We start from the raw sequence: 22,327 nt of genomic DNA, 5'->3' as shown, positions 1-22,327 counted from the left end.
TATCTCCAGTCAAGAGTATTCTCGCCGTCGTCAGGCGCTGCTGGCAAAAATGCAGCCGGGAAGCGCTGCCCTGATTTTCGCCGCGCCGGAAGTGACGCGCAGCGCCGACAGCGAATACCCCTATCGCCAGAGCAGTGATTTCTGGTACTTCACCGGGTTTAACGAGCCGGAAGCGGTACTGGTGCTGATTAAAAGCAATGACACCCACAACCACAGCGTGATTTTTAACCGCGTGCGCGATCTGACCGCGGAAATCTGGTTTGGTCGCCGCTTAGGGCAGGAGGCGGCGCCAGAAAAACTGGGTGTGGACCGCGCGCTGGCCTACAGCGAAATCAACCAGCAGCTCTACCAACTGCTGAACGGTCTGGACGTGCTCTATCACGCGCAGGGCGAATACGCGTATGCGGATGACATTGTTTTCACCGCGCTGGATAAGCTGCGTAAAGGCTCACGTCAGAATTTGTCTGCACCAGCCACCCTCACGGACTGGCGACCAATGGTGCATGAGATGCGCCTGTTTAAGTCTGATGAAGAGCTGAACGTGATGCGCCGTGCGGGCGAAATCAGCGCCCTGGCGCATACCCGCGCCATGGAAAAGTGCCGTCCCGGTATGTTCGAGTACCAGCTTGAAGGCGAAATTCACCATGAATTTAACCGTCACGGCGCGCGCTTCCCGTCCTATAACACCATCGTAGGCGGCGGTGAAAACGGCTGCATTCTGCACTACACCGAAAACGAAAGTGAACTGCGCGACGGCGATCTGGTGTTGATTGACGCCGGCTGTGAATATCAGGGTTACGCGGGCGACATCACCCGTACCTTCCCGGTGAACGGTAAATTCACCACCGCGCAGCGTGAAATCTATGACATCGTGCTTGAGTCTCTGGAGACCGCGCTGACGCTGTTCCGCCCTGGCACCTCCATTCAGGAGGTCACGGGCGAGGTGGTGCGCATCATGATTACCGGGCTGGTGAAGCTCGGCATTCTGAAAGGCGATGTGGACACCCTTATATCCGAAAACGCCCATCGTCCGTACTTTATGCACGGCCTGAGCCACTGGCTGGGGCTGGATGTGCATGACGTCGGGGCATACGGTCCGGAACGTTCGCGCGTGCTGGAGCCTGGCATGGTGCTGACCGTTGAGCCGGGGCTGTACATCGCGCCGGATGCTGACGTGCCGGAACAGTACCGCGGGATCGGCATTCGTATTGAAGATGACATCGTCATCACCGAAACCGGTAACGAAAACCTGACCGCGACCGTGGTTAAAAAAGCCGACGACATCGAGGCGCTGATGGCGGCGGCACGCGGATGAGCGTAATCATCGTTGGCGGAGGCATGACCGGCGCTACTCTGGCGCTGGCTATTTCGCAGTTAACCCAGGGCCAGCTTCCGGTGCATCTCGTCGAGGCGGTCGCGCCGCAGGCGGCCGATCATCCCGGTTTCGACGCCCGCGCTATCGCGCTGGCGCAGGGAACCTGTCAGCAGCTTGTGCGTATTGGGATCTGGCAGGCGATAGCGGATTGCGCAACGGCGATCGGCACCGTTCACGTCAGCGATCGCGGGCATGCGGGGTTTGTGACGCTGGATGCTCACGATTACCGGATCGAGGCGCTGGGGCAGGTTGTCGAGCTGCATGACGTAGGGCTGCGGCTGTTCCGTCTGTTACAGGACGCGCCTGGCGTCACGCTGCACTGTCCGGCGCGCGTCGCCAGCTTCAGCCGCCGTGACGAGGCCGTCAGCGTGACGCTGGACAACGGCACCACGCTGGAGGGGCAACTGCTGGTGGCGGCAGATGGTTCACGCTCCGCGATCGCCACGCAGTGCGGCGTCGAATGGCGCTCTGAACCTTATGGGCAGGCGGCGGTCATCGCTAACGTCTCCACGGCTGGCGCGCATAACGGCAGGGCCTTTGAGCGCTTCACCGAGCACGGTCCACTGGCCATGCTGCCGATGTCGAACGGGCGCTGCTCGCTGGTATGGTGCCATGCGCAGGATCGGGCCGATGAGGTTCTCTCCTGGTCCGACGAACGTTTTTGTTCCGAGCTGCAAAAGGCCTTCGGCTGGCGGCTTGGGCGCATCACCCACGCCGGAAAACGCGTGGCCTATCCGCTCGCGCTGACGACCGCATCGCAGACTGTCTCCCATCGTGTCGCTCTGGTCGGCAACGCCGCGCAGACGCTGCACCCCATCGCCGGGCAAGGCTTCAACCTTGGCCTCCGTGACGTGATGAGCCTGGCAGAGCTACTGGCCCGGACGTGGAGCGAGCAACAGGATTGTGGCGCATACTCAGTGCTGAGCCATTACCAGAAACGACGCCAGGCGGACAAAGCGGCGACCATTGGCTTCACCGACGGTTTAGTCCACCTGTTTGCCAATCGCTGGGCACCGCTGGTTGCGGGTCGCAACCTTGGGCTGATGGCGATGGAACTGTTCATTCCGGCACGTGACGTGCTGGCGCAGCGGACCCTGGGTTGGGTCGCGCGTTAAGGAGTATTGACCGTGCAAAATGTTGATGTCGCCATTGTGGGCGGCGGAATGGTAGGACTGGCGCTGGCCTGTGGTTTACAGGGCAGCGGCCTGCGCGTGGCCGTGCTTGAGCAAAAAGCGCCGCAGCCTGTGGCGCAGGATGCACCGCCGGAGCTGCGCGTCTCGGCGATCAATGCCGCCAGCGAAAAGCTACTGACGCACCTTGGCGTCTGGTCTGAAATCGTGGCGCTGCGTGCCAGCTGTTACCATGGCATGGAAGTGTGGGACAAAGACAGCTTCGGCCATATCGCGTTTGACGATGAAAGCATGGGCTACAGCCACCTTGGACATATCGTTGAAAACGCGGTGATCCACCACGCGCTGTGGCAGAAAGCACAACAGTGCAGCGACGTCACGCTGATCGCACCGGCGAAACTTCAGCAGGTGGCGTGGGGTGAAAACGACGCGTTTATCACTCTTGAAAGTGGCGACATGCTGACCGCGCGTCTGGTGGTGGGTGCCGACGGCGCCAATTCCTGGCTGCGTAACAAAGCGGATATTCCGCTGACCTTCTGGGATTACCGCCATCACGCGTTAGTGGCCACAATCCGCACCGAAGAGCCGCACGGCGGCGTGGCGCGCCAGATTTTCCATAATGACGGCATTCTGGCCTTCCTGCCGCTTGCCGATCCGCATCTCTGCTCCATCGTCTGGTCCTTAGAGCCGGAGAAAGCGCAGCAGATGCAGGAGGCGACGCCGGATGCCTTCAGCCAGGCGCTATGCGTGGCGTTTGATAACCGTCTGGGCCTGTGCACGCTTGAAAGCGAACGCCAGACGTTTCCGTTAACCGGTCGCTACGCGCGTCAGTTTGCCGCGCACCGTCTGGCGCTGGTGGGTGATGCGGCGCATACTATTCATCCGCTGGCCGGGCAGGGGGTGAACCTCGGCTTTATGGACGCGGCTGAGCTGGTTGAAGAGCTGCGTCGCCTGCATCGGGAAGGCAAGGATATTGGTCAGCATCTGTATCTGCGTCGCTACGAGCGCAGCCGCAAACACAGTGCAGCGATGATGCTGGCGGGTATGCAGGGCTTCCGCGAGCTGTTTGCCGGAGCGAATCCGGCGAAAAAACTGCTGCGCGATATTGGCCTCAAACTGGCCGACACCCTTCCCGGCGTAAAACCGCAGCTTCTTCGTCAGGCAATGGGCCTTAACGATCTTCCCGACTGGTTACGTTAATCTCGATCCCCGTCACACTTTATTTTCCCGGCCTCCGCGCCGGGGAAATTTCCTCGTTTGAAATAATCTAATTTCACGTCATTTTTCGCATTAGAAAATCTAATCTTACTATTTTTATGTTACGGAAATTCGGCCCGTTTTTCCGCACGAAATATCACCATCTGCTAAATCCTGTTAGATTATTGTTAATTTTATGCGGGTTTAATCGCATTTTCCCAGTGAATAACTCTGTAGGCTTTTCAGCGATTTTTGGTCATAAGCTAATGTGATGACCCGTTTTACCTTATGGTTAACCGCCGGTTTCGGTGGTAAGTTCAGGTAAAAGAGAACGTTTGCGTCGGCCCCCGATCGCGAGGCCGACACCGGGTTTCACGGTGAATTTTTCAACGAGGAAAAGATGGCTCAACAGACTCCTTTGTACGAACAGCACGTGTTGTGCGGCGCCCGCATGGTGGACTTCCACGGCTGGATGATGCCGCTGCACTACGGCTCGCAGATTGATGAGCACCACGCGGTGCGCACCGATGCCGGTATGTTCGACGTGTCTCATATGACGATTGTCGACCTGCGCGGTAGCCGCACCCGGGAGTTTTTGCGTTATCTGCTGGCAAATGACGTCGCCAAACTGAAAACGCCGGGCAAAGCGCTCTATACCGGCATGCTCAATGCCTCTGGCGGCGTGATTGACGACCTCATCGTCTACTACTTCACCGAAGATTTCTTCCGCCTCGTTGTAAACTCCGCCACCCGCGAAAAAGACCTCTCCTGGATTTCCCAACACGCTGAACCTTACGCCATTGACATCACCGTCCGTGACGATCTGTCGCTGATTGCGGTGCAGGGGCCAAACGCGCAGGCGAAAGCCGCATCTCTGTTCAGCGACGAGCAGCGCAAAGCCACCGAGGGCATGAAGCCGTTCTTCGGCGTGCAGGCGGGGGATCTGTTTATCGCCACCACCGGCTACACCGGTGAAGCGGGCTACGAAATTGCCATGCCAAACGAGAAAGCCGCTGATTTCTGGCGTGCGCTGGTGGAGGCGGGCGTGAAGCCTGCGGGCCTGGGCGCGCGCGATACGCTGCGTCTGGAAGCGGGGATGAACCTCTACGGTCAGGAGATGGACGAAGGCGTCTCTCCGCTGGCCGCCAACATGGGCTGGACCATCGCGTGGGAACCGGCTGACCGTGATTTTATTGGTCGTGAAGCGCTGGAGATGCAGCGCGAGAAGGGCACTGAACAGCTGGTCGGCCTGGTGATGAAAGAAAAAGGCGTTCTGCGCGGCGAGCTGCCTGTACGCTTCACCGATGCCGATGGCAATCATCGCGAAGGCGTGATCACCAGCGGAACGTTCTCCCCGACGCTCGGCTACAGTATTGCCCTGGCACGCGTGCCGGCGGGGATTGGCGAAACGGCGGTGGTGCAGATCCGCAACCGCGAAATGCCGGTCAACGTGACCAAACCGATTTTTGTTCGCGCCGGTAAGCCGGTCGCCTAACTATTTTTATCAGGAGAACTTCAATGAGCAATGTGCCAGCAGAACTGAAATACAGCAAAGAACACGAGTGGCTGCGCAAAGAGGCGGACGGCACTTACACCGTTGGGATCACCGAACACGCGCAGGAGCTGCTGGGCGACATGGTGTTTGTTGACCTGCCGGAAGTGGGCGCAACCGTGAGCGCAGGCGACGACTGTGCGGTGGCGGAATCCGTTAAAGCGGCCTCTGACATCTACGCCCCGGTAAGCGGTGAAATTGTTGCCGTGAACGACGCGCTGAGCGACTCCCCGGAGCTGGTCAACAGCGAACCGTATGAAGGCGGCTGGATCTTCAAGATCAAAGCCAGCGACGAAGCGCAGGTTGCCGCACTGCTGGATGCGACCGCGTACGAAGCACTGTTAGAAGACGAGTAATCAGTAATCCCCCTCTCCCTTTGGGAGAGGGCAGGGGTGAGGGTGCCAATCTTCCCCTCACCCTAACCCTCTCCCAAAGGGAGAGGGAACTTAAATTCACTGCACGTTTCAGGAACCATCGCTCATGACACAGACTTTAAGCCAGCTTGAAAACCGTGGCGCCTTCATTGAACGTCACATTGGGCCGGATGCTCAGCAACAGCAGGAGATGCTGAAAACAGTTGGCGCGGATTCATTAAACGCACTGATCGGCCAGATCGTGCCAAAAGACATCCAGCTTGCCACGCCGCCGCAGGTTGGCGAGTCCACGACGGAGTTCGCCGCGCTGGCGGAGCTGAAGGCTATCGCCGGCCTTAACAAGCGCTATAAGTCTTACATTGGCATGGGCTACACCAACGTGCAGTTACCGCCGGTGATCCTGCGTAACATGCTGGAAAACCCGGGCTGGTACACCGCTTACACCCCGTATCAGCCAGAAGTCTCCCAGGGCCGTCTGGAAGCGCTGCTGAACTTCCAGCAGGTGACGCTGGATCTGACCGGTATGGATATCGCCTCTGCCTCGCTGCTGGACGAAGCCACCGCCGCCGCCGAAGCGATGGCGATGGCGAAGCGCGTGAGCAAGCTGAAAAACGCCAACCGCTTCTTCGTCGCGGCGGACGTGCATCCCCAGACGCTGGACGTGGTGCGCACCCGTGCGGAAACCTTCGGCTTTGAGGTGATTGTCGACGACGCTGAAAAAGTGCTGGATCACCAGGACGTCTTCGGCGTGCTGTTGCAGCAGGTGGGCACCACCGGGGAAGTGCACGACTACGGCGCACTGATCGCCGAGCTGAAATCCCGTAAGGTTATTGTTAGCGTCGCAGCTGATTTTATGGCGCTGGTGCTGCTGACGGCGCCAGGCAAACAGGGCGCGGATATAGTCTTTGGCTCAGCCCAGCGTTTCGGCGTGCCGATGGGCTACGGCGGCCCGCACGCGGCGTTCTTTGGCGCGAAAGATGAATTTAAACGTTCCATGCCAGGCCGTATTATCGGCGTATCGAAAGATGCCGCCGGTAACACCGCGCTGCGCATGGCGATGCAGACCCGCGAGCAGCATATCCGCCGCGAGAAAGCGAACTCCAACATCTGTACCTCGCAGGTGCTGCTGGCTAACATTGCCAGCCTGTACGCGGTGTTCCACGGTCCGACAGGCCTGAAGCGCATTGCCAGCCGCATCCACCGTCTGGCCGATATCCTGGCCTGCGGTCTGCAACAGAAAGGTCTCAGGCTGCGTCATGAGCACTACTTCGACACCCTGTGCGTCGAGGTAGCAGACAAAGCGGCCGTGCTGGCGCGCGCCGAGGCAGCGCAAATCAACCTGCGCAGCGACATTCACAATGCGGTCGGCATTACGCTGGACGAAAGCACCACCCGTGACGATATCCTCACCCTGTTCAACGTATTGCTGGGTGACGCTCACGGTCTGGACGTTGATACGCTCGACAAAGAGGTTGCGCTCGACAGCCGCTCCATTCAGGAAAGCATGCTGCGCGACGACGCGATCCTGACTCACCCGGTGTTCAACCGCTATCACAGCGAAACCGAGATGATGCGTTACATGCACTCTCTGGAACGTAAAGATCTGGCGCTGAACCAGGCGATGATCCCGCTGGGCTCCTGCACCATGAAGCTGAACGCCGCGGCTGAGATGATCCCAATTACCTGGCCTGAATTCTCTGAGCTGCACCCGTTCTGCCCGGCTGAGCAGGCGGAAGGTTATCACATGATGATCAACCAGCTCTCCGACTGGCTGGTGAAGCTGACCGGGTACGACGCGCTCTGCATGCAGCCGAACTCCGGCGCGCAGGGTGAATACGCTGGTCTGCTGGCGATCCGTCACTATCACGAAAGCCGCAATGAAGGCCACCGTGATATCTGCCTGATCCCAAGCTCTGCCCACGGTACCAACCCGGCTTCTGCCCAGATGGCAGGAATGGAAGTGGTGGTTGTGGCGTGCGACAAAAACGGCAACATCGATCTGGCCGACCTGAGCGCCAAAGCCGAGCAGGCGGGCGACAAACTCTCCTGCATCATGGTGACCTACCCATCCACCCACGGCGTGTACGAAGAAACTATCCGTGAAGTGTGTGAAGTGGTGCATCAGTTCGGCGGCCAGGTTTACCTCGACGGCGCAAACATGAACGCCCAGGTGGGCATCACCTCTCCGGGCTTTATTGGCGCGGATGTGTCGCACCTGAACCTGCATAAAACGTTCTGCATTCCGCACGGCGGTGGCGGCCCGGGTATGGGCCCAATCGGCGTGAAAGCGCACCTGGCGCCGTTTGTGCCAGGCCACAGCGTGGTGCAGATTGAAGGCATGCTGACCCGCCAGGGCGCGGTCTCCGCGGCACCGTTCGGCAGCGCCTCTATCCTGCCAATCAGCTGGATGTACATCCGCATGATGGGCGCGGAAGGGCTGAAGCAGGCCAGCCAGGTGGCGATCCTCAACGCCAACTACATCGCAACGCGTCTGAAGGACGCCTATCCGGTGCTCTACACTGGCCGAGACGGTCGCGTGGCGCACGAATGCATCCTCGATATTCGTCCTCTGAAAGAAGAGACGGGCATCAGCGAGCTGGATATTGCCAAGCGCCTGATCGACTACGGCTTCCACGCGCCAACCATGTCCTTCCCGGTTGCGGGAACGCTGATGGTTGAGCCGACCGAATCTGAAAGCAAGGTGGAGCTGGATCGCTTTATCGACGCGATGCTGGCGATCCGCAGCGAAATCGACCGCGTGAAAGGCGGCGAGTGGACGCTGGAAGATAACCCGCTGGTTAACGCGCCGCATACCCAGAACGAACTGGTGGCAGAGTGGAACCACGGTTATACCCGCGAGCTGGCTGTCTTCCCGGCAGGTGTGGCAAACAAATACTGGCCAACCGTGAAACGTCTTGATGATGTTTACGGCGACCGTAACCTGTTCTGCTCCTGCGTACCGATGAGCGAATACCAGTAACGCTGTTCCTGTAGTAACGTAGGCCGGGTAAGGCGAAGCCGCTACCCGGCTTTTTTATTGGGAGAAAAGAATGGCAATTGCACTGGTAACCGGCGCCAGCCGGGGTATTGGTAAAGCCACCGCGCTACAGCTGGCAAGCGAAGGCTACACCGTTGCGGTGAATTTTCATCACAACATCAAAGCCGCGACGGACGTCATTAATCAGATCGTGGACGCGGGTGGTAAAGCCTTTGCCGTACGCGCGGACATCAGCGATGAAGCGCAGGTGATGGCGATGTTCGACAGCATCGATCGCGAAGGTGAGCCGCTCGCCGCGCTGGTGAACAACGCCGGGATTTTGTTTGAACAATCCACGATCGAAAACCTCTCCGCTGAACGTATTAACCGCGTGCTGGCTACCAACGTCACCGGTTATTTTCTCTGCTGCCGTGAAGCGGTTAAGCGCATGTCGCATAAACACGGCGGCAAGGGCGGCGCGATTGTCAATGTCTCCTCGGCGGCATCACGGCTGGGCGCGCCGGGGGAATATGTGGATTATGCCGCCTCAAAAGGGGCGGTGGATTCCCTGACCACCGGCCTCGCGCTGGAGGTGGCGGCGCAGGGCATTCGCGTTAACGGCGTGCGGCCAGGCCTGATTTATACCGATATTCACGCCTCCGGCGGCGAGCCGGGGCGTGTGGATCGGGTGAAGTCGATGTTACCGATGCAACGTGGCGGTCAGCCGGAGGAGGTCGCCCAGGCCATTGTCTGGCTGCTGAGCGACAAAGCCTCCTATGTCACCGGTAGCTTCCTGGAGCTGGCTGGCGGGAAGTAACGCTACGACGCCAGCCACAGCCGCAGGCGCATTCCCCAGCCGCTGGTCCAGCCGGTGGTGATCGACTTCACCTCGCCGTGAGAGATCACCACCAGCGTTGGCGTCACCTTAACATCCCACTCACGCGCCAGTTCTCCGCTGGCGTCGTTGACCGTGGGCATCATCGCCTTCTTCTTCCTCATCCATGTTTCGAGCGTCGCGTTATCGCCCGAGCGCAGCGCAACCGACATCACGTTACCCCCGTCCGCGGCAATCGCCGCCACCGACGGCGTGGTGTAGCGGCAGACGCCGCACCATGTCGCCCAGACGTAGACCAGCAGCGGCCGCTCCTTACTCATGGCGATAAGATCGACGGGCTGACCGTCGAGGGTGTGCAGTGCCGTCGCGGAGAAATTCTGCGGCAGCGCGGGCTGGCGGAAATAGTCCACCGCCAGGCTCACGGCTACGCCAATCAGCAGCCATACGCCCAGCTCGCGCAGAAGGCGCGGAAGCTTACTTGCCACGGGCGTTTGCCAGCTGTTCTTTGACCAGCCCCTCCAGGTCGTCATACGGGATTGCGCCCGCCACCATCTGGTCGCCGATAATGGTCGCCGGGGTACCCTGAATATTCAGCACCTGCGCCAGGATGAGGTTCATCTTTAGGCTGTCCATGGTTTTATCATCCGTTTTAATGCTGTCCGTTCCGGTCTTTACCTTCGCGGCGGCGATGCTGGCGTCATCGTGATAGCCCTTTTTCATCATCAGCCGCTGGTGCAGCGCCCAGAATTTATCCGGCGCCTGCTGCCACGTTGAGAGCGCCGCTTTCGCGGCATTTACCGAGCTTTGTCCCTTGAACGACAGCAGTTTGACGATGAGCTGCACGTCGGGATTTTCCTGCACGATTTTCTCCAGCATTGGGTCGAACTGCTTGCAATACGGGCAGTTGTAGTCCGTGAAGGAGACGATGGTCAGCTTCGGCGCTGCCGCGCCGGTTCGCGGGCTGTTGGGGTCGTTAAACAGCAGTTTTGCCAGCTGGTCGCTGGAAGCGTCATCAGAAGGTGCGGCGAAACCGAACGTTGATAACGACAGCAGAAGTAAGGCAACGAAGGCTCTCATGTTATTTTCCTTTTGCATCGGACAGGGTGCTCAGCACCGCTTCGCGGCTTAACAACGCAGGCAGCACGTGGCCCTGCGGTAATCCCGGTCCGTAGATCTGGTTAAACGGTACGGCGGCGCTGCCGCGCGTGGTTAAGAACTGGCTGATGGTATCTGAGGGGCGGCTCCAGTCGCCGCGCAGGGCGACAACGTCCGGGGCGGAGAGCGCATCCTGCACGTCGTCGCGCAGCAGCACGTTGTATTTATTGGCTTTACAGGTCACGCACCAGTCGGCGGTCACGTCGACGAACACCCGTTTGTTCTCCGCCAGCGCGCGGGCAATGGCCTGCTCGCTGAGCGGCTGCCAGTGAATACGATCGCGGCGGGAACCCTCGCCGCCGGAGCCGGATACAAACGCGACCGCCCCGGCCACCACTACAGCTAATACCCCGGCGCGCAGTGCCGTTTGCCAGCGGTAGCGCCAGGCGGTGACCAGCAGCAGCGTAAGGATCAGGAGCACGCCCAGCGTGATGACGGGCAGGCTGCCAATGTGCACCGTCAGCAGGCTCAGCAGCCACAGCGATGAGCCGAGCATCATCATCCCCAGCACTACGCGTACGACGTTCATCCAGCGTCCCGGACGCGGCAAGTGCTGGGCCAGCCCCGGCCAGGCCGCCACCAGCAGCCACGGCAGGCTCATGCCGATACCCATCGCCAGGAAGATCCCCCACAGCAGGGGAAGCGGCGCCGCCAGCGCGACCGAGACCGCCGTACCCAGGAACGGCGCGGTGCAGGGTGTCGCCAGCAGCGTGGCAAACGCGCCTTGCCAGAAATGACCCGCAAGCCCGTTGCCGCCGCGCGTGGCGAGGAAGGTGCTGGCGCCGGAAGGGAGACGGATTTCAAACAACCCCAGCAGGCTGGCGCTGAAAAGCACCATCACCAGCGCCATCGCACCAATAAACCACGGGTTCTGGAACTGGATCCCCCAGCCGAGTGCCTGATTGCCTAAGCGTAAAACCGTCATCATCAGCGCCAGCGCGAGGAACGAGATCACGATCCCGGCTACCGACGCAAGAAACTGTCGGCGTACCTGACCCCGCGCCTGCCGTTCGGTTTGCATCAGCGTGCCCAGCTTCATGGCCAGCACGGGCAGTACGCAGGGCATGACGTTAAGGATCAGACCGCCCGCCAGCGCCATCAGCAGCACCCAGCCTAACGAGAGCGTCGGCGCGGCGTTCCCCGGCTGAATACTCAGGCTGGACTCCTGCGCCTGCCCGCTATCGGCCAGAACCAGCGACAGGGTTTTGCCGCTGAGGTTAGGCGCGGCCTCGCCCCAGCTGTCCGTTACGGGCACGGTGGCGACCAGCGAGTCACCGCGCACGGTGAGGGCCGGTTTGCCGAAATCAACATCATCCATACCGTCGATAAACAGGGACGGCGCCTGCCAGCCTGCGTCACGCTGCGCCGTTACGGTCAGCTTGCCGGGGGCATAGGTGGCGTTAAGCGTTGAGGTCAACCCGCCGCTGAGCGGAAGAGTGCCCATGGCCCGACTGAAATCGTAATCAAAACCGGCGCCTGCGGATGCGGTCATGTTCAGCGAAAACGGGTAGTCGGTAAGAATACAAACGTTGCTACAGGTGGAGAGCGTCAGCACGCCGCTCAGGATCTTCGGGACGTCGCCCCGCAGGGTGATGGGAAAGCTGACATCGCCGTGATAGCCCTGCGTGGTGATGCCCGCGACGTCGAAACGCTGCGGCACAGGCCAGCGCCAGTTCACCTCGACGGGCTGATGCCATTTAATCGTGGGTGCGACGCCGCCTTCGCCCGGCGAGCGCCAGTAGGTTTTCCAGCCTTTTTGCAGGGCGACGTCCAGCAGCAGGCGGGTTTCGCCAGTGCTTTCGGGTTGGGCACGCAGCCTGACGCTGGCGTGCTGATTATCGGCGGCGCGCAGCCAGCCGCTGTCGGCAGCCTGGCTGAGGGGCAGCCATAGCCAAAGCAGGCAGACCAGCAGTCGCCTGAATACAGTAAACATAAATTTTCTCCGTAAATGATGAATTAACCTGAAGTAACAGGCGAAGACTCATTCACGGAAGACGCATAATCGCAGATGCACCCTTAACCGGGGCGGGGAGATAACGCGGGGAGGCCACTGCCGTTCGCGGCGCGGCGGGCTGGCTGCCAGCAACGCCAGCAGCAGGGTGACGGCAATCAGGGCGCCTTCAAACAAAACAGGCGGGACCGACATCAGCGACTTGGCGCTAAGCTCACACGGGGTTACCGGTGCGTCGGCACTCTCCTGCCCCTGCTGGACAGACTGGCTCGTGGCGGTGACGTTCATGACAAGCGCGTGCATCCCGGCCATCCGCTGGGCGGTGCATATCAGCACCACCAGGCAGGCCAGGGCTACAAGCAGGATAGCGTTGCGTTGTCGCTTGATCATGTTCGCCTCAAATATTCAGGACGCCTATATTATCGGGCGAACATATTTTGGCAACGCAAAAGCTGTAAAGAAGTGTCTGGAAGATAAGCGGTTTGCCCTCTCCGCTTGCAGAGAGGGCGAGCCATTACAGCGTTTCGCCGTTGCTGGCAATGACGGTTTTATACCACTCAAAGCTCTTCTTACGGGAGCGGGACATGTCACCGGTACCGTCGTCGTGCTTGTTGACGTAGATAAAGCCGTAGCGCTTACTGTACTGGCCGGTGGTGAAGGAGACGCAGTCGATGCAGCCCCACGGCGTGTAGCCCATCAGATCCACGCCATCCCAGGTCACCGCCTTCATCATCTCTTCCACGTGGGCGCGCAGGTAGTCGATGCGATAGTCATCGTTGATGCTGCCGTCCTCTTCCACGGTGTCGTAGGCGCCGAAACCATTTTCCACGATAAACAGCGGCTTCTGATAACGTTCGTACAGTTCACACAGCGAATAGCGCAGGCCTACCGGATCAATCTGCCAGCCCCAGTCGGACGCCTTGACGTGTGGGTTCGGCACGCTGCCCTCGAAGCCGGAAATGGCGTCACCGGTACCGCCTTCCGCTTTGACCGCGTTGGTCATGTAGTAGCTGAAACCTAAGTAATCGCAGGTGCCTTCACGCAGGATCTGCTCGTCGCCCGCTTCCATTTTGATGGAGAAGCCACGGCGCTCCCACTCGTTCAGCACGTAAGACGGGTAGTAGCCGCGCAGCTGTACGTCGGTAAAGACGTAGCGCTCGCGCATGGATTCCTGAGCGAACATGACATCTTCTGGCTTGCAGGAGTACGGATAGAGCGCCACCATCGCCAGCATGCAGCCGACTTTCATTTCCGGGTTAATGCGGCGTGCGGCTTTCACCGCCAGCGCGCTGGCCACGAACTGGTGGTGCAGCACCTGGTACATGGTCTCTTCCGGGTTGTCGTGCTCGGTATAGACCACGCCAGAGCAGCAGTAGCCGAACAGCGGCGCACGCCAGTTGCGCTGGTTGTTGATTTCGTTGAAGGTCATCCAGTATTTGACCTTATTTTTGTAGCGCTCAAATACCACTTCCGAGAAGCGCACAAAGAAATCGACCACTTTACGGTTGGTCCATCCGCCATATTCCTGAACGAGGTGCAGCGGCATTTCAAAGTGGGAGAGGGTGATCACCGGCTCGATGTTGTACTTCAGCAGTTCATCGAACATGTCGTCGTAAAACTTCAGCCCCTCTTCGTTTGGCTGAGTTTCGTCGCCTTTCGGGAAGATGCGCGTCCAGGCGATGGAGGTACGGAAACATTTGAAGCCCATCTCGGCAAACAGCTTAATGTCTTCTTTGTAATGGCCGTAGAAGTCGACGGCTTCGTGGTTGGGGTAATATTTGCCTTCAATCACTTCCTGCGTGATTTCTCGCGGAACGCCGTGTGCGCCGCCGGTGAGCACGTCGCAGATGCTTGGCCCTTTGCCGCCTTTGTTCCAGCCGCCTTCAACCTGGTGCGCCGCTACCGCGCCGCCCCATAAAAAATCTTTCGGTAAGGTGAGTTTTTTCATCTTTGCTATTCTCAATTCAGGACTTATTGATTTCGAGTCTAGCAAAGCGGAATTAAATGTCACGATATAACATTTTGCGGAAATTGTAATTTGTCACATCAAAAAAACAGGATGTTTTATTCTGTTAATTTCTTCGCCAGTTTCCGGCCTAATGATTCCAGAATATAGATGACGGGAATTTGCGTGGTGATATCGTAAACGCCGCCAATGCGCGTTTGCGGTACGTGCCAGGAGAGGTTAAAGTCCGCCAGCTTTGCGAGACGTGAATGTTCGTGGCTGGTGACTGAGAGCACCTTGCAGTGGTGCAGGCTGAACTGGCTGGCGAAGCGCAGGATCTCCTCGGTTTCGCCGGAGACGGAGAGTACAATAGCCAGCGCATTTTTAGCCATGTCGTTAGTGACCGGAAAATAAGGATCGTCGATATGGTTGCTGAATTTCCCGATATTTGAAAAGAAACGTGCGCCATATTTTGCCAGCGATCCGGAGGTGCCCGCACCGACAAAAATAATTCGTTCAGATGATAAAATAATATCGACCGCGTTATCTAATAGCGCATCAAACTCTTCGTTATTTACGCTTTTAAAGAAGCTGATAATTTCACTGGCACCAAAATTCGCCTGCTGCGGCTCGTTCTGCTCCAGATAGAGTTTGAAGCGCACCCGAAATTCCGAGTAGCCTTCGCAGTTGAGCTTGCGGCAGAAGCGCAGGATAGTGGTAGTGGAGACCCCAGCCGCATCCGCCAGCTCGCGGATGGTCATGTACATCACTTTATCGCGGTTCTTAATGACATAGTTGTAGACCATCATTTCCAGATTGTTGAGGCTGGCAATGGCGGAATGGCTGAACATACTCACAATGGCTAAACTCGCTGTCGGACACTATTCCTGAAGCATACCATGATGACGAAGGGCGGGAGACGGATTTATCTCCTTGATTACTCAGGTGTTAATGAAATCAGTTACACCTGTGCGGTGGATCGTTTTTACATTATGCTGATTTATAAGGATAAATCTTGAATGTGGATTTATTTTAGCTAACAGGTGTTCACTGGAATCATTCTCAGTTAGCATAGACTGGCGATGAATAATCATCTTTTGTTTTCCCGGAGTTAAGTATGGTGAGCAGACCATTAATCGCACAGGGATATTCGCTGGCTGAGGAAGTAGCCAATAGTATAAGCCACGGCATTGGCCTGGTTTTTGGGATTGTCGGCTTAGTGTTATTGCTGGTACAGGCAGTGGATACCAACGCCAGCGCGATGGCCATTACCAGCTACAGCCTGTATGGCGGGAGCATGATCCTGCTTTTCCTTGCCTCAACGCTGTATCACGCGATTCCGCATCAACGGGCGAAGATATGGCTTAAGAAATTTGACCACTGCGCTATCTATCTTCTTATTGCAGGTACCTACACGCCGTTTTTGCTGGTGGGGCTCAACTCACCGCTGTCGCGTGGCCTGATGATTGTGATCTGGAGCCTGGCGCTGCTGGGGATCCTGTTTAAGCTGACCATTGCGCACCGGTTTAAAGTGTTGTCGCTGGTTACCTATCTGACAATGGGCTGGCTGTCGCTGATTGTGGTGTATCAGTTAGCCATTAAGCTGGCGGTGGGGGGCGTGACGCTTCTGGCGGTGGGCGGGGTGGTCTACTCGCTGGGCGTGATTTTCTACGTCTGCAAGCGTATCCCTTATAACCATGCCATCTGGCACGGCTTTGTGCTGGGCGGCAGCGTGTGCCACTTCCTGGCAATTTATCTGTATGTTGGGCAGGTGTAGTTTTTTTGTAAGGTGCGGTCTGATGCCCTCACCCCGACCCTCTCCCACAGGGAGAGGGAGAATATCAACACCGTAGGCCCGGTAAGCGCAGCGCCACCGGGCGATACAGCATCAATCTTCCAGTGAATACGGCAGCGGCTCAATGCTGAGCGTGTTTGCATCATCCCGCACGCGGAACACGCTGTCGGGCTCCATATCATTATTCATGACAACCTGCACCAGCAGGCGGCCATCATCGAGCTGGACGGCGGCTAACACGGTGCCGGTACGGCGCCAGTTTTCACCCATCTTCATCTCAAGATCTTCACCCGCTTCCGGCACACGGCTGGCGTGACCAGCCAGCGTCCACAGGGAGCGTTTGTTCGCGCCGCGGAATTTCGCACGCGCCACCATTTCCTGACCGGTGTAGCAGCCCTTCTTAAAGCTGATACCGCCCAGCGCCTGGATGTTTGTCGCCTGCGGGATAAACTGCGCGCTGTTTGCCGCGTCAATCACCGGCAGGCCCGCTTCGATGTTCAGCGCCAGCCACTGCTGGCTGTTGTTGAGCTGTGCTTCACCGCGCAGGGCGTCAGTGACGCGTTCCGCCGTGGCTTCGTCGGTTACCAGCAGGAAGCGCTCCGCCGGGTGTTCGAACCACAGAATGGAGGTCGCTCCCTCGCTGACCAGCTGTTTTTCCGCATCCGGCAGCTCGGCAAACAGGTTTTTCAGCGCTGCGCGCGCCTGGAAACCCGCGACCCCCAGCAGAACGTGTTCATCGTCCGGGGCGATGGTGACTTTAGAAAAGACCGCGTATTTTTTCAGCTCTTTAAGCTGGGCGTCACGCAGGCTGCGGCGCTCAATAAAGGCGAATCCGTCCTGACGGCGGAACAGACGCAGGTTGCTCCACATTTTGCCTTTTGGATCGCAATGCGCGGCCAGCAGATGCTGGTGCTCAGTCAACTGCGCCACGTCCGCCGTGACCTGGCCTTGCAGGTATTTTTCACTGTCCGCACCGGTCAGTGTCGCCAGTGCCCAGTCATCAAGAGTAATCAGCGTCAGCGGCAGACGCCCAGAGGCGGCGGGCTGGCGAGGAGAAAATGGTGTAAATGCCATAGTGATGTCCTGAATTGCTTAACGCTTTGACAATACCTAATGGTAAAAGAGACTGTATTCAATGCAAGCGCTTTCAGCAGGCCATTCGTGCCATTACGCGGTTATGCGTGGCGCTACGCAAAATAGTGTAATCCGCTGTCTTTATAAGGATTATTCAGGGAGCCTGCTCGAGGTTCGCAATATTCCAGTAAAGAAACGGTCAAAAACACGTTACACTAGCAGGTGTTCCCGGAGAGCAATAATGAATACCGAACGGGATACCGACTGTGCCAAACGTAATGCAGGAAACAGAACATGGATATTAACAACAAGGCCCGTATTCACTGGGCGTGCCGTCGCGGCATGCGTGAACTTGATATCTCCATCATGCCTTTCTTCGAGTATGAGTACGACAGCTTAAGCGATGACGATAAGCGCCTGTTTGTCCGTCTGCTTGAGTCTGACGATCCGGATTTATTCAACTGGCTGATGAATCACGGCAAGCCCGCCGACACCGAGTTGCAACGGATGGTGCAATTAATTCAAACACGGAATCAGGAACGTGGTCCTGTGGCAATCTGATCTTCGCGTCTCCTGGCGCTCACAGTGGATGTCCTTACTGCTCCACGGTCTGGTGGCGGCACTGGTGTTATTGGTGCCGTGGCCGCTTAGCTATACCCCTCTGTGGTTGCTATTGCTGTCGTTTGTGGTGTTTGACAGCGTGCGCAGCCAGCGTCGAATCAACGCCCGTCAGGGTGAAATTAAGCTGCTGATGGATTCTCGCCTGCGCTGGCAGGGAAAAGAGTGGGAGATGATGGGCGCGCCGTGGATGCTTAACACCGGGATGATGCTACGGCTGCGTCGGGTCGAGGATAACCGTCGCCAGCACCTGTGGCTGGCCGCAGACAGTATGGATCCCGCGGAGTGGCGAGATCTGCGCCGGTTGATCGTGCAACAGCCGACGCAGGAGTAAATCAGCTGAACTGCTCGGCCATCTCACCCAGAATCTGCTCGCACCAGCTCTGGAGGCGCTCGTCGCTAAGATCGTACTGGTTGGTTTCATCCAGCGCGAGCCCGACAAACAGCTGGCCGTCGGCAATAATCGGTTTTTGACTGGTGAACTCATAGCCTTCCGTAGGCCAGTAGCCGATAAAGGTCGCGCCCTTTGGCGCCAGTTTGTCGTGCAGCATGCCGAGTGCGTCAAGGAACCACTCCCCGTAGCCCAACTGGTCGCCCATGCCGTACATCGCAATGATTTTGCCTTCAAAATTGACTGAATCGAGCTGATCCCAGATGGCTTCCCAGTCTTCCTGAATCTCACCAAAGTCCCAGGTAGGGATACCCAGAATCAGCACATCGTACTGCTCCATCAAGGCAACCGCGTCATCTTTCAGGTTATGCAACGTCACCAGTTCCGGGCCAATGATGTCACGAATTTTCTCCGCCGCCATTTCGGTGTAGCAGGTGCTGGAACCATAGAACAGACCAATATTCATCGCGTAACTATCTCAATTCTTGCTATGACTTTGCGCGTAGTGTACCAGAAACCGATGGCATTCAGGCATAATGGCCAGATTGCAGAACCAAAGGGGCTGATGTGGAAAAGGATCTCGCACTCATCGAACAGTTTCTCGACGCGCTGTGGCTGGAGAAAAACCTCGCTGAAAATACGCTCAGCGCCTATCGTCGGGATCTCACGCTGCTGGTCGAGTGGCTGGCGCATCGGGGGCTGACGCTTGAAAGCGCGCAAAGCGATGACCTGCAAGGGTTACTGGCTGAGCGGATGGAAGGGGGGTACAAAGCCACCAGCTCCGCACGTCTGCTGAGCGCCATGCGCCGCCTGTTCCAGCACCTGTACCGCGAGAAGATCCGCGCGGATGACCCCAGCGCACTGCTGGCATCGCCTAAACTGCCTCAGCGGCTGCCAAAAGATCTCAGCGAAGCACAAGTTGAGAGATTATTACAGTCGCCCGCAGTTGACCTTCCGCTGGAGTTACGCGATAAAGCCATGCTTGAACTATTGTATGCCACGGGCTTGCGCGTTTCCGAGCTGGTGGGCCTGACGATGAGCGATATCAGCCTGCGTCAGGGCGTGGTGCGCGTTATCGGTAAAGGGAACAAAGAACGGCTGGTGCCGCTGGGTGAAGAGGCGGTCTACTGGCTGGAGACGTATCTGGAACACGGGCGTCCGTGGCTGCTGAATGGCGTCTCCATAGATGTATTGTTCCCGAGCCAGCGCGCGCAGCAGATGACGCGACAAACGTTCTGGCATCGCATTAAACATTACGCCACACTGGCGGGTATTGACAGTGAGAAGCTGTCGCCGCACGTTTTGCGTCACGCCTTCGCGACGCATCTGTTAAACCACGGCGCTGATTTACGCGTGGTGCAGATGTTGCTTGGACACAGCGATCTTTCAACGACGCAAATATACACCCATGTCGCGACGGAACGCCTGCGGCAGCTACACCAACAGCACCACCCTCGCGCGTGAGTGCCGACGAATTGTTACAGGAACAAATATGAAAAAGTCTTTAGCGCTGTTCACCCTGCTGGCAGCTTCGGTTTCCGGTTTTGCCCATGCGGATGATGCCGCCATTAAACAGTCTCTGACGAAACTCGGCGTCGCCAGCAGCGAGATCCAGCCAGCGCCGGTGGCTGGCATGAAAACGGTGTTGACCAACAGCGGCGTGCTGTACGTGACCGAAGACGGCAAGCACATCATTCAGGGGCCTATGTACGACGTGAGCGGTGCGCAGCCGGTGAACGTCACCAACCAGCTGCTGATGAAAAACCTGAACGCGCTCGAAAAAGAGATGATTGTCTACAAGGCGGCGCAGGAAAAGCACGTTATTACCGTCTTCACCGACATCACCTGCGGCTATTGCCACAAGCTGCATGAAGAGATGAAAGACTACAACGCACTGGGCATTACCGTGCGTTACCTGGCTTTCCCACGCGCCGGCGTGCAGAGCCAGCCTGAGCAGGATATGAAAGCGATCTGGTGTGCGAAAGACCGCAACAAGGCCTTTGATGACGCGATGAACGGCAAAGGCGTGAAGCCCGCGTCCTGCGATATCGACATCGCTAACCACTACGCGCTGGGCGTACAGTTTGGCGTGAGCGGTACGCCAGCCATTGTGCTGAGTAACGGCTACGTGGTACCGGGCTACCAGGGTCCAAAAGAGATGAAAGCGTTCCTCGACGAGCACCAGAAACAGATGGGTGGTAAATAATTCGCGTGAAAGCCCCGATAAAACTGCGCCGCCGCGATGCGGGTGAAACCGCGGATTTACCAGACACGCTTCCGCTGCTGCTAAAGCGGCTGTACGCCAGCCGTGGTGTGCGTACGGCAAGCGATCTTGAGCGCAGCGTCAAAGGCATGCTGCCCTGGCAAGCGCTGAGTGGCATCGAAAAAGCGACTGAAATGCTCTTCGACGCGTTCCGGGAAGGCACGCGGATTGTCGTGGTGGGCGATTTCGATGCCGACGGCGCAACCAGTACCGCGCTGAGCGTGCTCAGCCTGCGTGCGCTGGGCTGCGATAACGTGACTTATCTGGTGCCGAACCGGTTTGAAGACGGCTACGGCCTCAGCCCGGAAGTGGTCGATCAGGCCCATGCCCGTGGCGCACAGATGATCATGACCGTGGATAACGGGATCTCCTCTCATGCGGGGGTCGATCATGCCCATGCGCTGGGGATCCCGGTACTGGTCACCGATCACCACCTGCCAGGCGAAACCCTGCCTGCCGCCGAAGCCATCATTAACCCGAACCTGCGCGACTGCGATTTCCCGTCGAAATCGCTGGCCGGAGTAGGGGTAGCGTTTTATCTGATGCTGGCGTTACGCACGTTGCTGCGAGATAAGGGCTGGTTCGAATCGCGCGGGATTGCCGTGCCGAACCTCGCGGAGTATCTCGATCTGGTGGCGCTGGGAACCGTGGCGGACGTGGTGCCGCTCGATACCAATAACCGTATTCTCACCTGGCAGGGCTTAAGCCGCATTCGGGCAGGTAAATGCCGTCCGGGGATTAAGGCGCTGCTGGAAATTGCCAACCGCGATCCGCTGAAGCTTGCGGCAAGCGATTTAGGCTTTGCCCTCGGCCCGCGCCTGAACGCGGCGGGGCGGCTGGATGATATGTCGGTTGGCGTCGCGCTGCTGCTGTGCGACAACATCGGCGAAGCGCGCGTGCTGGCCAGTGAGCTGGACGCACTCAACCAGACCCGTAAAGAGATTGAGCAGGGCATGCAGGCCGAAGCGCTGACCCTGTGTGAAAAGCTGGAGCGCAGCGGCGATACCCTGCCGGGCGGGCTGGCGATGTATCACCCTGAATGGCACCAGGGCGTGGTGGGCATTCTGGCGTCGCGCATTAAAGAGCGTTTCCACCGCCCGGTGATCGCGTTCGCCCCCGCCGGGGACGGCACGCTGAAAGGCTCCGGTCGTTCCATTCAGGGACTGCATATGCGCGACGCGCTGGAGCGCCTGGATACGCTGCATCCGGGGTTGATGATAAAGTTCGGCGGTCATGCGATGGCGGCAGGCCTGTCGCTGGAAGAGGCGAAGTTCGACGAGTTTCAGCGTCTGTTTGGCGAACTGGTCACCGAGTGGATCGATCCGGCTCTGTTGCAGGGTGAAGTGGTTTCTGACGGTGAGCTTTCTCCGGCTGAAATGACCATGGAGGTGGCGCAGATGCTGCGCGATGCCGGCCCATGGGGGCAGATGTTCCCGGAGCCGCTTTTCGACGGACGTTTTCGTTTGCTACAACAGCGCATCGTGGGCGAACGCCATCTCAAAGTGATGGTGGAACCGGTCGGCGGCGGACCGCTGCTCGACGGCATCGCCTTTAACGTTGACACCTCCATCTGGCCGGACAACGGCGTGCGCGAGGTTGAACTGGCCTATAAGCTGGATATTAACGAGTTCCGCGGTAACCGCTCCCTTCAGATCATCATCGACAATATCTGGCCAATTTAGCGTCAGTAATCTC

General features: G+C 58.2%; 21 protein-coding genes. 13 read left to right on the top strand and 8 right to left on the bottom strand.

What is annotated here, in order from left to right; genetic code table 11:
- The first annotated feature begins 1 nt into the window (after position 1).
- The 7 genes from pepP to ACNQ0W_RS15265 all read left to right on the top strand — a co-directional run bounded on the left by pepP (position 2) and on the right by ACNQ0W_RS15265 (position 9,422).
- Positions 2 to 1,315: a Xaa-Pro aminopeptidase gene (pepP, locus tag ACNQ0W_RS15295; protein WP_116329923.1), complete on the top strand. Its 1,314-nt coding sequence runs from the start codon at positions 2 to 4 to the stop codon at positions 1,313 to 1,315.
- The gene (ubiH, locus tag ACNQ0W_RS15290) at positions 1,312 to 2,490 is read left to right on the top strand and encodes a 2-octaprenyl-6-methoxyphenyl hydroxylase (protein ID WP_116329921.1); all 1,179 of its coding nucleotides are present in this window, start codon (positions 1,312 to 1,314) and stop codon (positions 2,488 to 2,490) included. The genes pepP and ubiH overlap by 4 nt, the downstream gene beginning before the upstream one ends.
- Before the next feature lie 12 nt (positions 2,491 to 2,502).
- Entirely contained in the window at positions 2,503 to 3,705 is a 1,203-nt protein-coding gene (gene ubiI / locus ACNQ0W_RS15285) for an FAD-dependent 2-octaprenylphenol hydroxylase (protein ID WP_017382899.1), read from the top strand.
- 397 nt (positions 3,706 to 4,102) lie between these two features.
- On the top strand, positions 4,103 to 5,197 hold the full coding sequence (gene gcvT, locus ACNQ0W_RS15280; protein ID WP_003860107.1) for a glycine cleavage system aminomethyltransferase GcvT: 1,095 nt from the start codon (positions 4,103 to 4,105) through the stop codon (positions 5,195 to 5,197).
- A gap of 23 nt (positions 5,198 to 5,220) precedes the next feature.
- The gene (gene gcvH, locus ACNQ0W_RS15275; protein WP_006811885.1) at positions 5,221 to 5,610 is read left to right on the top strand and encodes a glycine cleavage system protein GcvH; all 390 of its coding nucleotides are present in this window, start codon (positions 5,221 to 5,223) and stop codon (positions 5,608 to 5,610) included.
- Between the two features lie 124 nt (positions 5,611 to 5,734).
- A complete protein-coding gene (gene gcvP, locus ACNQ0W_RS15270) occupies positions 5,735 to 8,608 on the top strand; it encodes an aminomethyl-transferring glycine dehydrogenase (protein WP_062939362.1) in 2,874 nt (957 codons plus the stop codon).
- Positions 8,609 to 8,678: 70 nt separating this feature from the next.
- A complete protein-coding gene (locus ACNQ0W_RS15265; RefSeq protein WP_015571798.1) occupies positions 8,679 to 9,422 on the top strand; it encodes an SDR family oxidoreductase in 744 nt (247 codons plus the stop codon).
- A gap of 2 nt (positions 9,423 to 9,424) precedes the next feature.
- Here ACNQ0W_RS15265 and ACNQ0W_RS15260 read toward each other — a convergent pair whose 3' ends face one another.
- The 6 genes from ACNQ0W_RS15260 to ACNQ0W_RS15235 all read right to left on the bottom strand — a co-directional run bounded on the left by ACNQ0W_RS15260 (position 9,425) and on the right by ACNQ0W_RS15235 (position 15,342).
- Positions 9,425 to 9,925, bottom strand: coding sequence for a protein disulfide oxidoreductase (locus ACNQ0W_RS15260; RefSeq protein WP_062933202.1), 501 nt, complete (start codon positions 9,923 to 9,925; stop codon positions 9,425 to 9,427).
- Entirely contained in the window at positions 9,915 to 10,517 is a 603-nt protein-coding gene (locus ACNQ0W_RS15255; RefSeq protein WP_062933201.1) for a DsbA family protein, read from the bottom strand. The genes ACNQ0W_RS15260 and ACNQ0W_RS15255 overlap by 11 nt, the downstream gene beginning before the upstream one ends.
- 1 nt (position 10,518) lies before the next feature.
- Complete coding sequence (locus ACNQ0W_RS15250) at positions 10,519 to 12,528, bottom strand: protein-disulfide reductase DsbD family protein (protein WP_062933200.1); 2,010 nt, start codon at positions 12,526 to 12,528, stop codon at positions 10,519 to 10,521.
- Positions 12,529 to 12,576: 48 nt separating this feature from the next.
- Positions 12,577 to 12,936 (bottom strand): hypothetical protein, encoded by a 360-nt coding sequence (locus ACNQ0W_RS15245; protein ID WP_022649310.1) that lies wholly within the window; start codon positions 12,934 to 12,936, stop codon positions 12,577 to 12,579.
- A 124-nt stretch (positions 12,937 to 13,060) separates the two neighbouring features.
- On the bottom strand, positions 13,061 to 14,494 hold the full coding sequence (gene bglA, locus ACNQ0W_RS15240; RefSeq protein WP_023295383.1) for a 6-phospho-beta-glucosidase BglA: 1,434 nt from the start codon (positions 14,492 to 14,494) through the stop codon (positions 13,061 to 13,063).
- 116 nt (positions 14,495 to 14,610) lie between these two features.
- Positions 14,611 to 15,342: a MurR/RpiR family transcriptional regulator gene (locus tag ACNQ0W_RS15235; protein WP_047050802.1), complete on the bottom strand. Its 732-nt coding sequence runs from the start codon at positions 15,340 to 15,342 to the stop codon at positions 14,611 to 14,613.
- Positions 15,343 to 15,608: 266 nt separating this feature from the next.
- Between ACNQ0W_RS15235 and trhA the strand changes: the two genes are divergently transcribed.
- Positions 15,609 to 16,268: a PAQR family membrane homeostasis protein TrhA gene (gene trhA, locus ACNQ0W_RS15230; RefSeq protein ID WP_003863433.1), complete on the top strand. Its 660-nt coding sequence runs from the start codon at positions 15,609 to 15,611 to the stop codon at positions 16,266 to 16,268.
- 111 nt (positions 16,269 to 16,379) lie between these two features.
- Here the strand turns inward: trhA and ygfZ are convergent, their stop codons facing one another.
- Positions 16,380 to 17,360 carry a tRNA-modifying protein YgfZ gene (gene ygfZ / locus ACNQ0W_RS15225; protein WP_062933199.1) on the bottom strand — a complete coding sequence of 327 codons (981 nt, stop codon included), beginning with the start codon at positions 17,358 to 17,360 and terminating at the stop codon, positions 16,380 to 16,382.
- A 294-nt stretch (positions 17,361 to 17,654) separates the two neighbouring features.
- On the opposite strand from ygfZ, the gene sdhE reads away from it, so the two are divergent.
- Together sdhE and ACNQ0W_RS15215 are read left to right on the top strand one after the other, a co-directional pair.
- Complete coding sequence (sdhE, locus tag ACNQ0W_RS15220) at positions 17,655 to 17,921, top strand: FAD assembly factor SdhE (RefSeq protein WP_003863437.1); 267 nt, start codon at positions 17,655 to 17,657, stop codon at positions 17,919 to 17,921.
- Positions 17,902 to 18,312 (top strand): protein YgfX, encoded by a 411-nt coding sequence (locus ACNQ0W_RS15215; RefSeq protein WP_023295382.1) that lies wholly within the window; start codon positions 17,902 to 17,904, stop codon positions 18,310 to 18,312. The genes sdhE and ACNQ0W_RS15215 overlap by 20 nt, the downstream gene beginning before the upstream one ends.
- 1 nt (position 18,313) lies before the next feature.
- On the opposite strand, the gene fldB is transcribed toward ACNQ0W_RS15215, so the two are convergent.
- Positions 18,314 to 18,835, bottom strand: a complete 522-nt coding sequence (gene fldB / locus ACNQ0W_RS15210; RefSeq protein WP_015571793.1) for a flavodoxin FldB — start codon at positions 18,833 to 18,835, stop codon at positions 18,314 to 18,316.
- Positions 18,836 to 18,936: 101 nt separating this feature from the next.
- Between fldB and xerD the strand changes: the two genes are divergently transcribed.
- The 3 genes from xerD to recJ are packed head-to-tail and all read left to right on the top strand — an operon-like array spanning position 18,937 to position 22,314.
- Positions 18,937 to 19,833 (top strand): site-specific tyrosine recombinase XerD, encoded by an 897-nt coding sequence (gene xerD / locus ACNQ0W_RS15205; protein ID WP_003863442.1) that lies wholly within the window; start codon positions 18,937 to 18,939, stop codon positions 19,831 to 19,833.
- A 28-nt stretch (positions 19,834 to 19,861) separates the two neighbouring features.
- The gene (gene dsbC / locus ACNQ0W_RS15200) at positions 19,862 to 20,575 is read left to right on the top strand and encodes a bifunctional protein-disulfide isomerase/oxidoreductase DsbC (protein WP_003863443.1); all 714 of its coding nucleotides are present in this window, start codon (positions 19,862 to 19,864) and stop codon (positions 20,573 to 20,575) included.
- A gap of 5 nt (positions 20,576 to 20,580) precedes the next feature.
- Positions 20,581 to 22,314, top strand: a complete 1,734-nt coding sequence (gene recJ / locus ACNQ0W_RS15195) for a single-stranded-DNA-specific exonuclease RecJ (protein WP_062933198.1) — start codon at positions 20,581 to 20,583, stop codon at positions 22,312 to 22,314.
- Positions 22,315 to 22,327 lie beyond the last annotated feature (13 nt).

It is taken from the genome of Enterobacter cloacae complex sp. 6730903, from assembly GCF_048283985.1.
GTDB lineage: Bacteria > Pseudomonadota > Gammaproteobacteria > Enterobacterales > Enterobacteriaceae > Enterobacter > Enterobacter hormaechei_C.
Note: the sequence above shows the minus strand (reverse complement) of the source record. Positions and strands in the feature narration are given on the sequence as shown.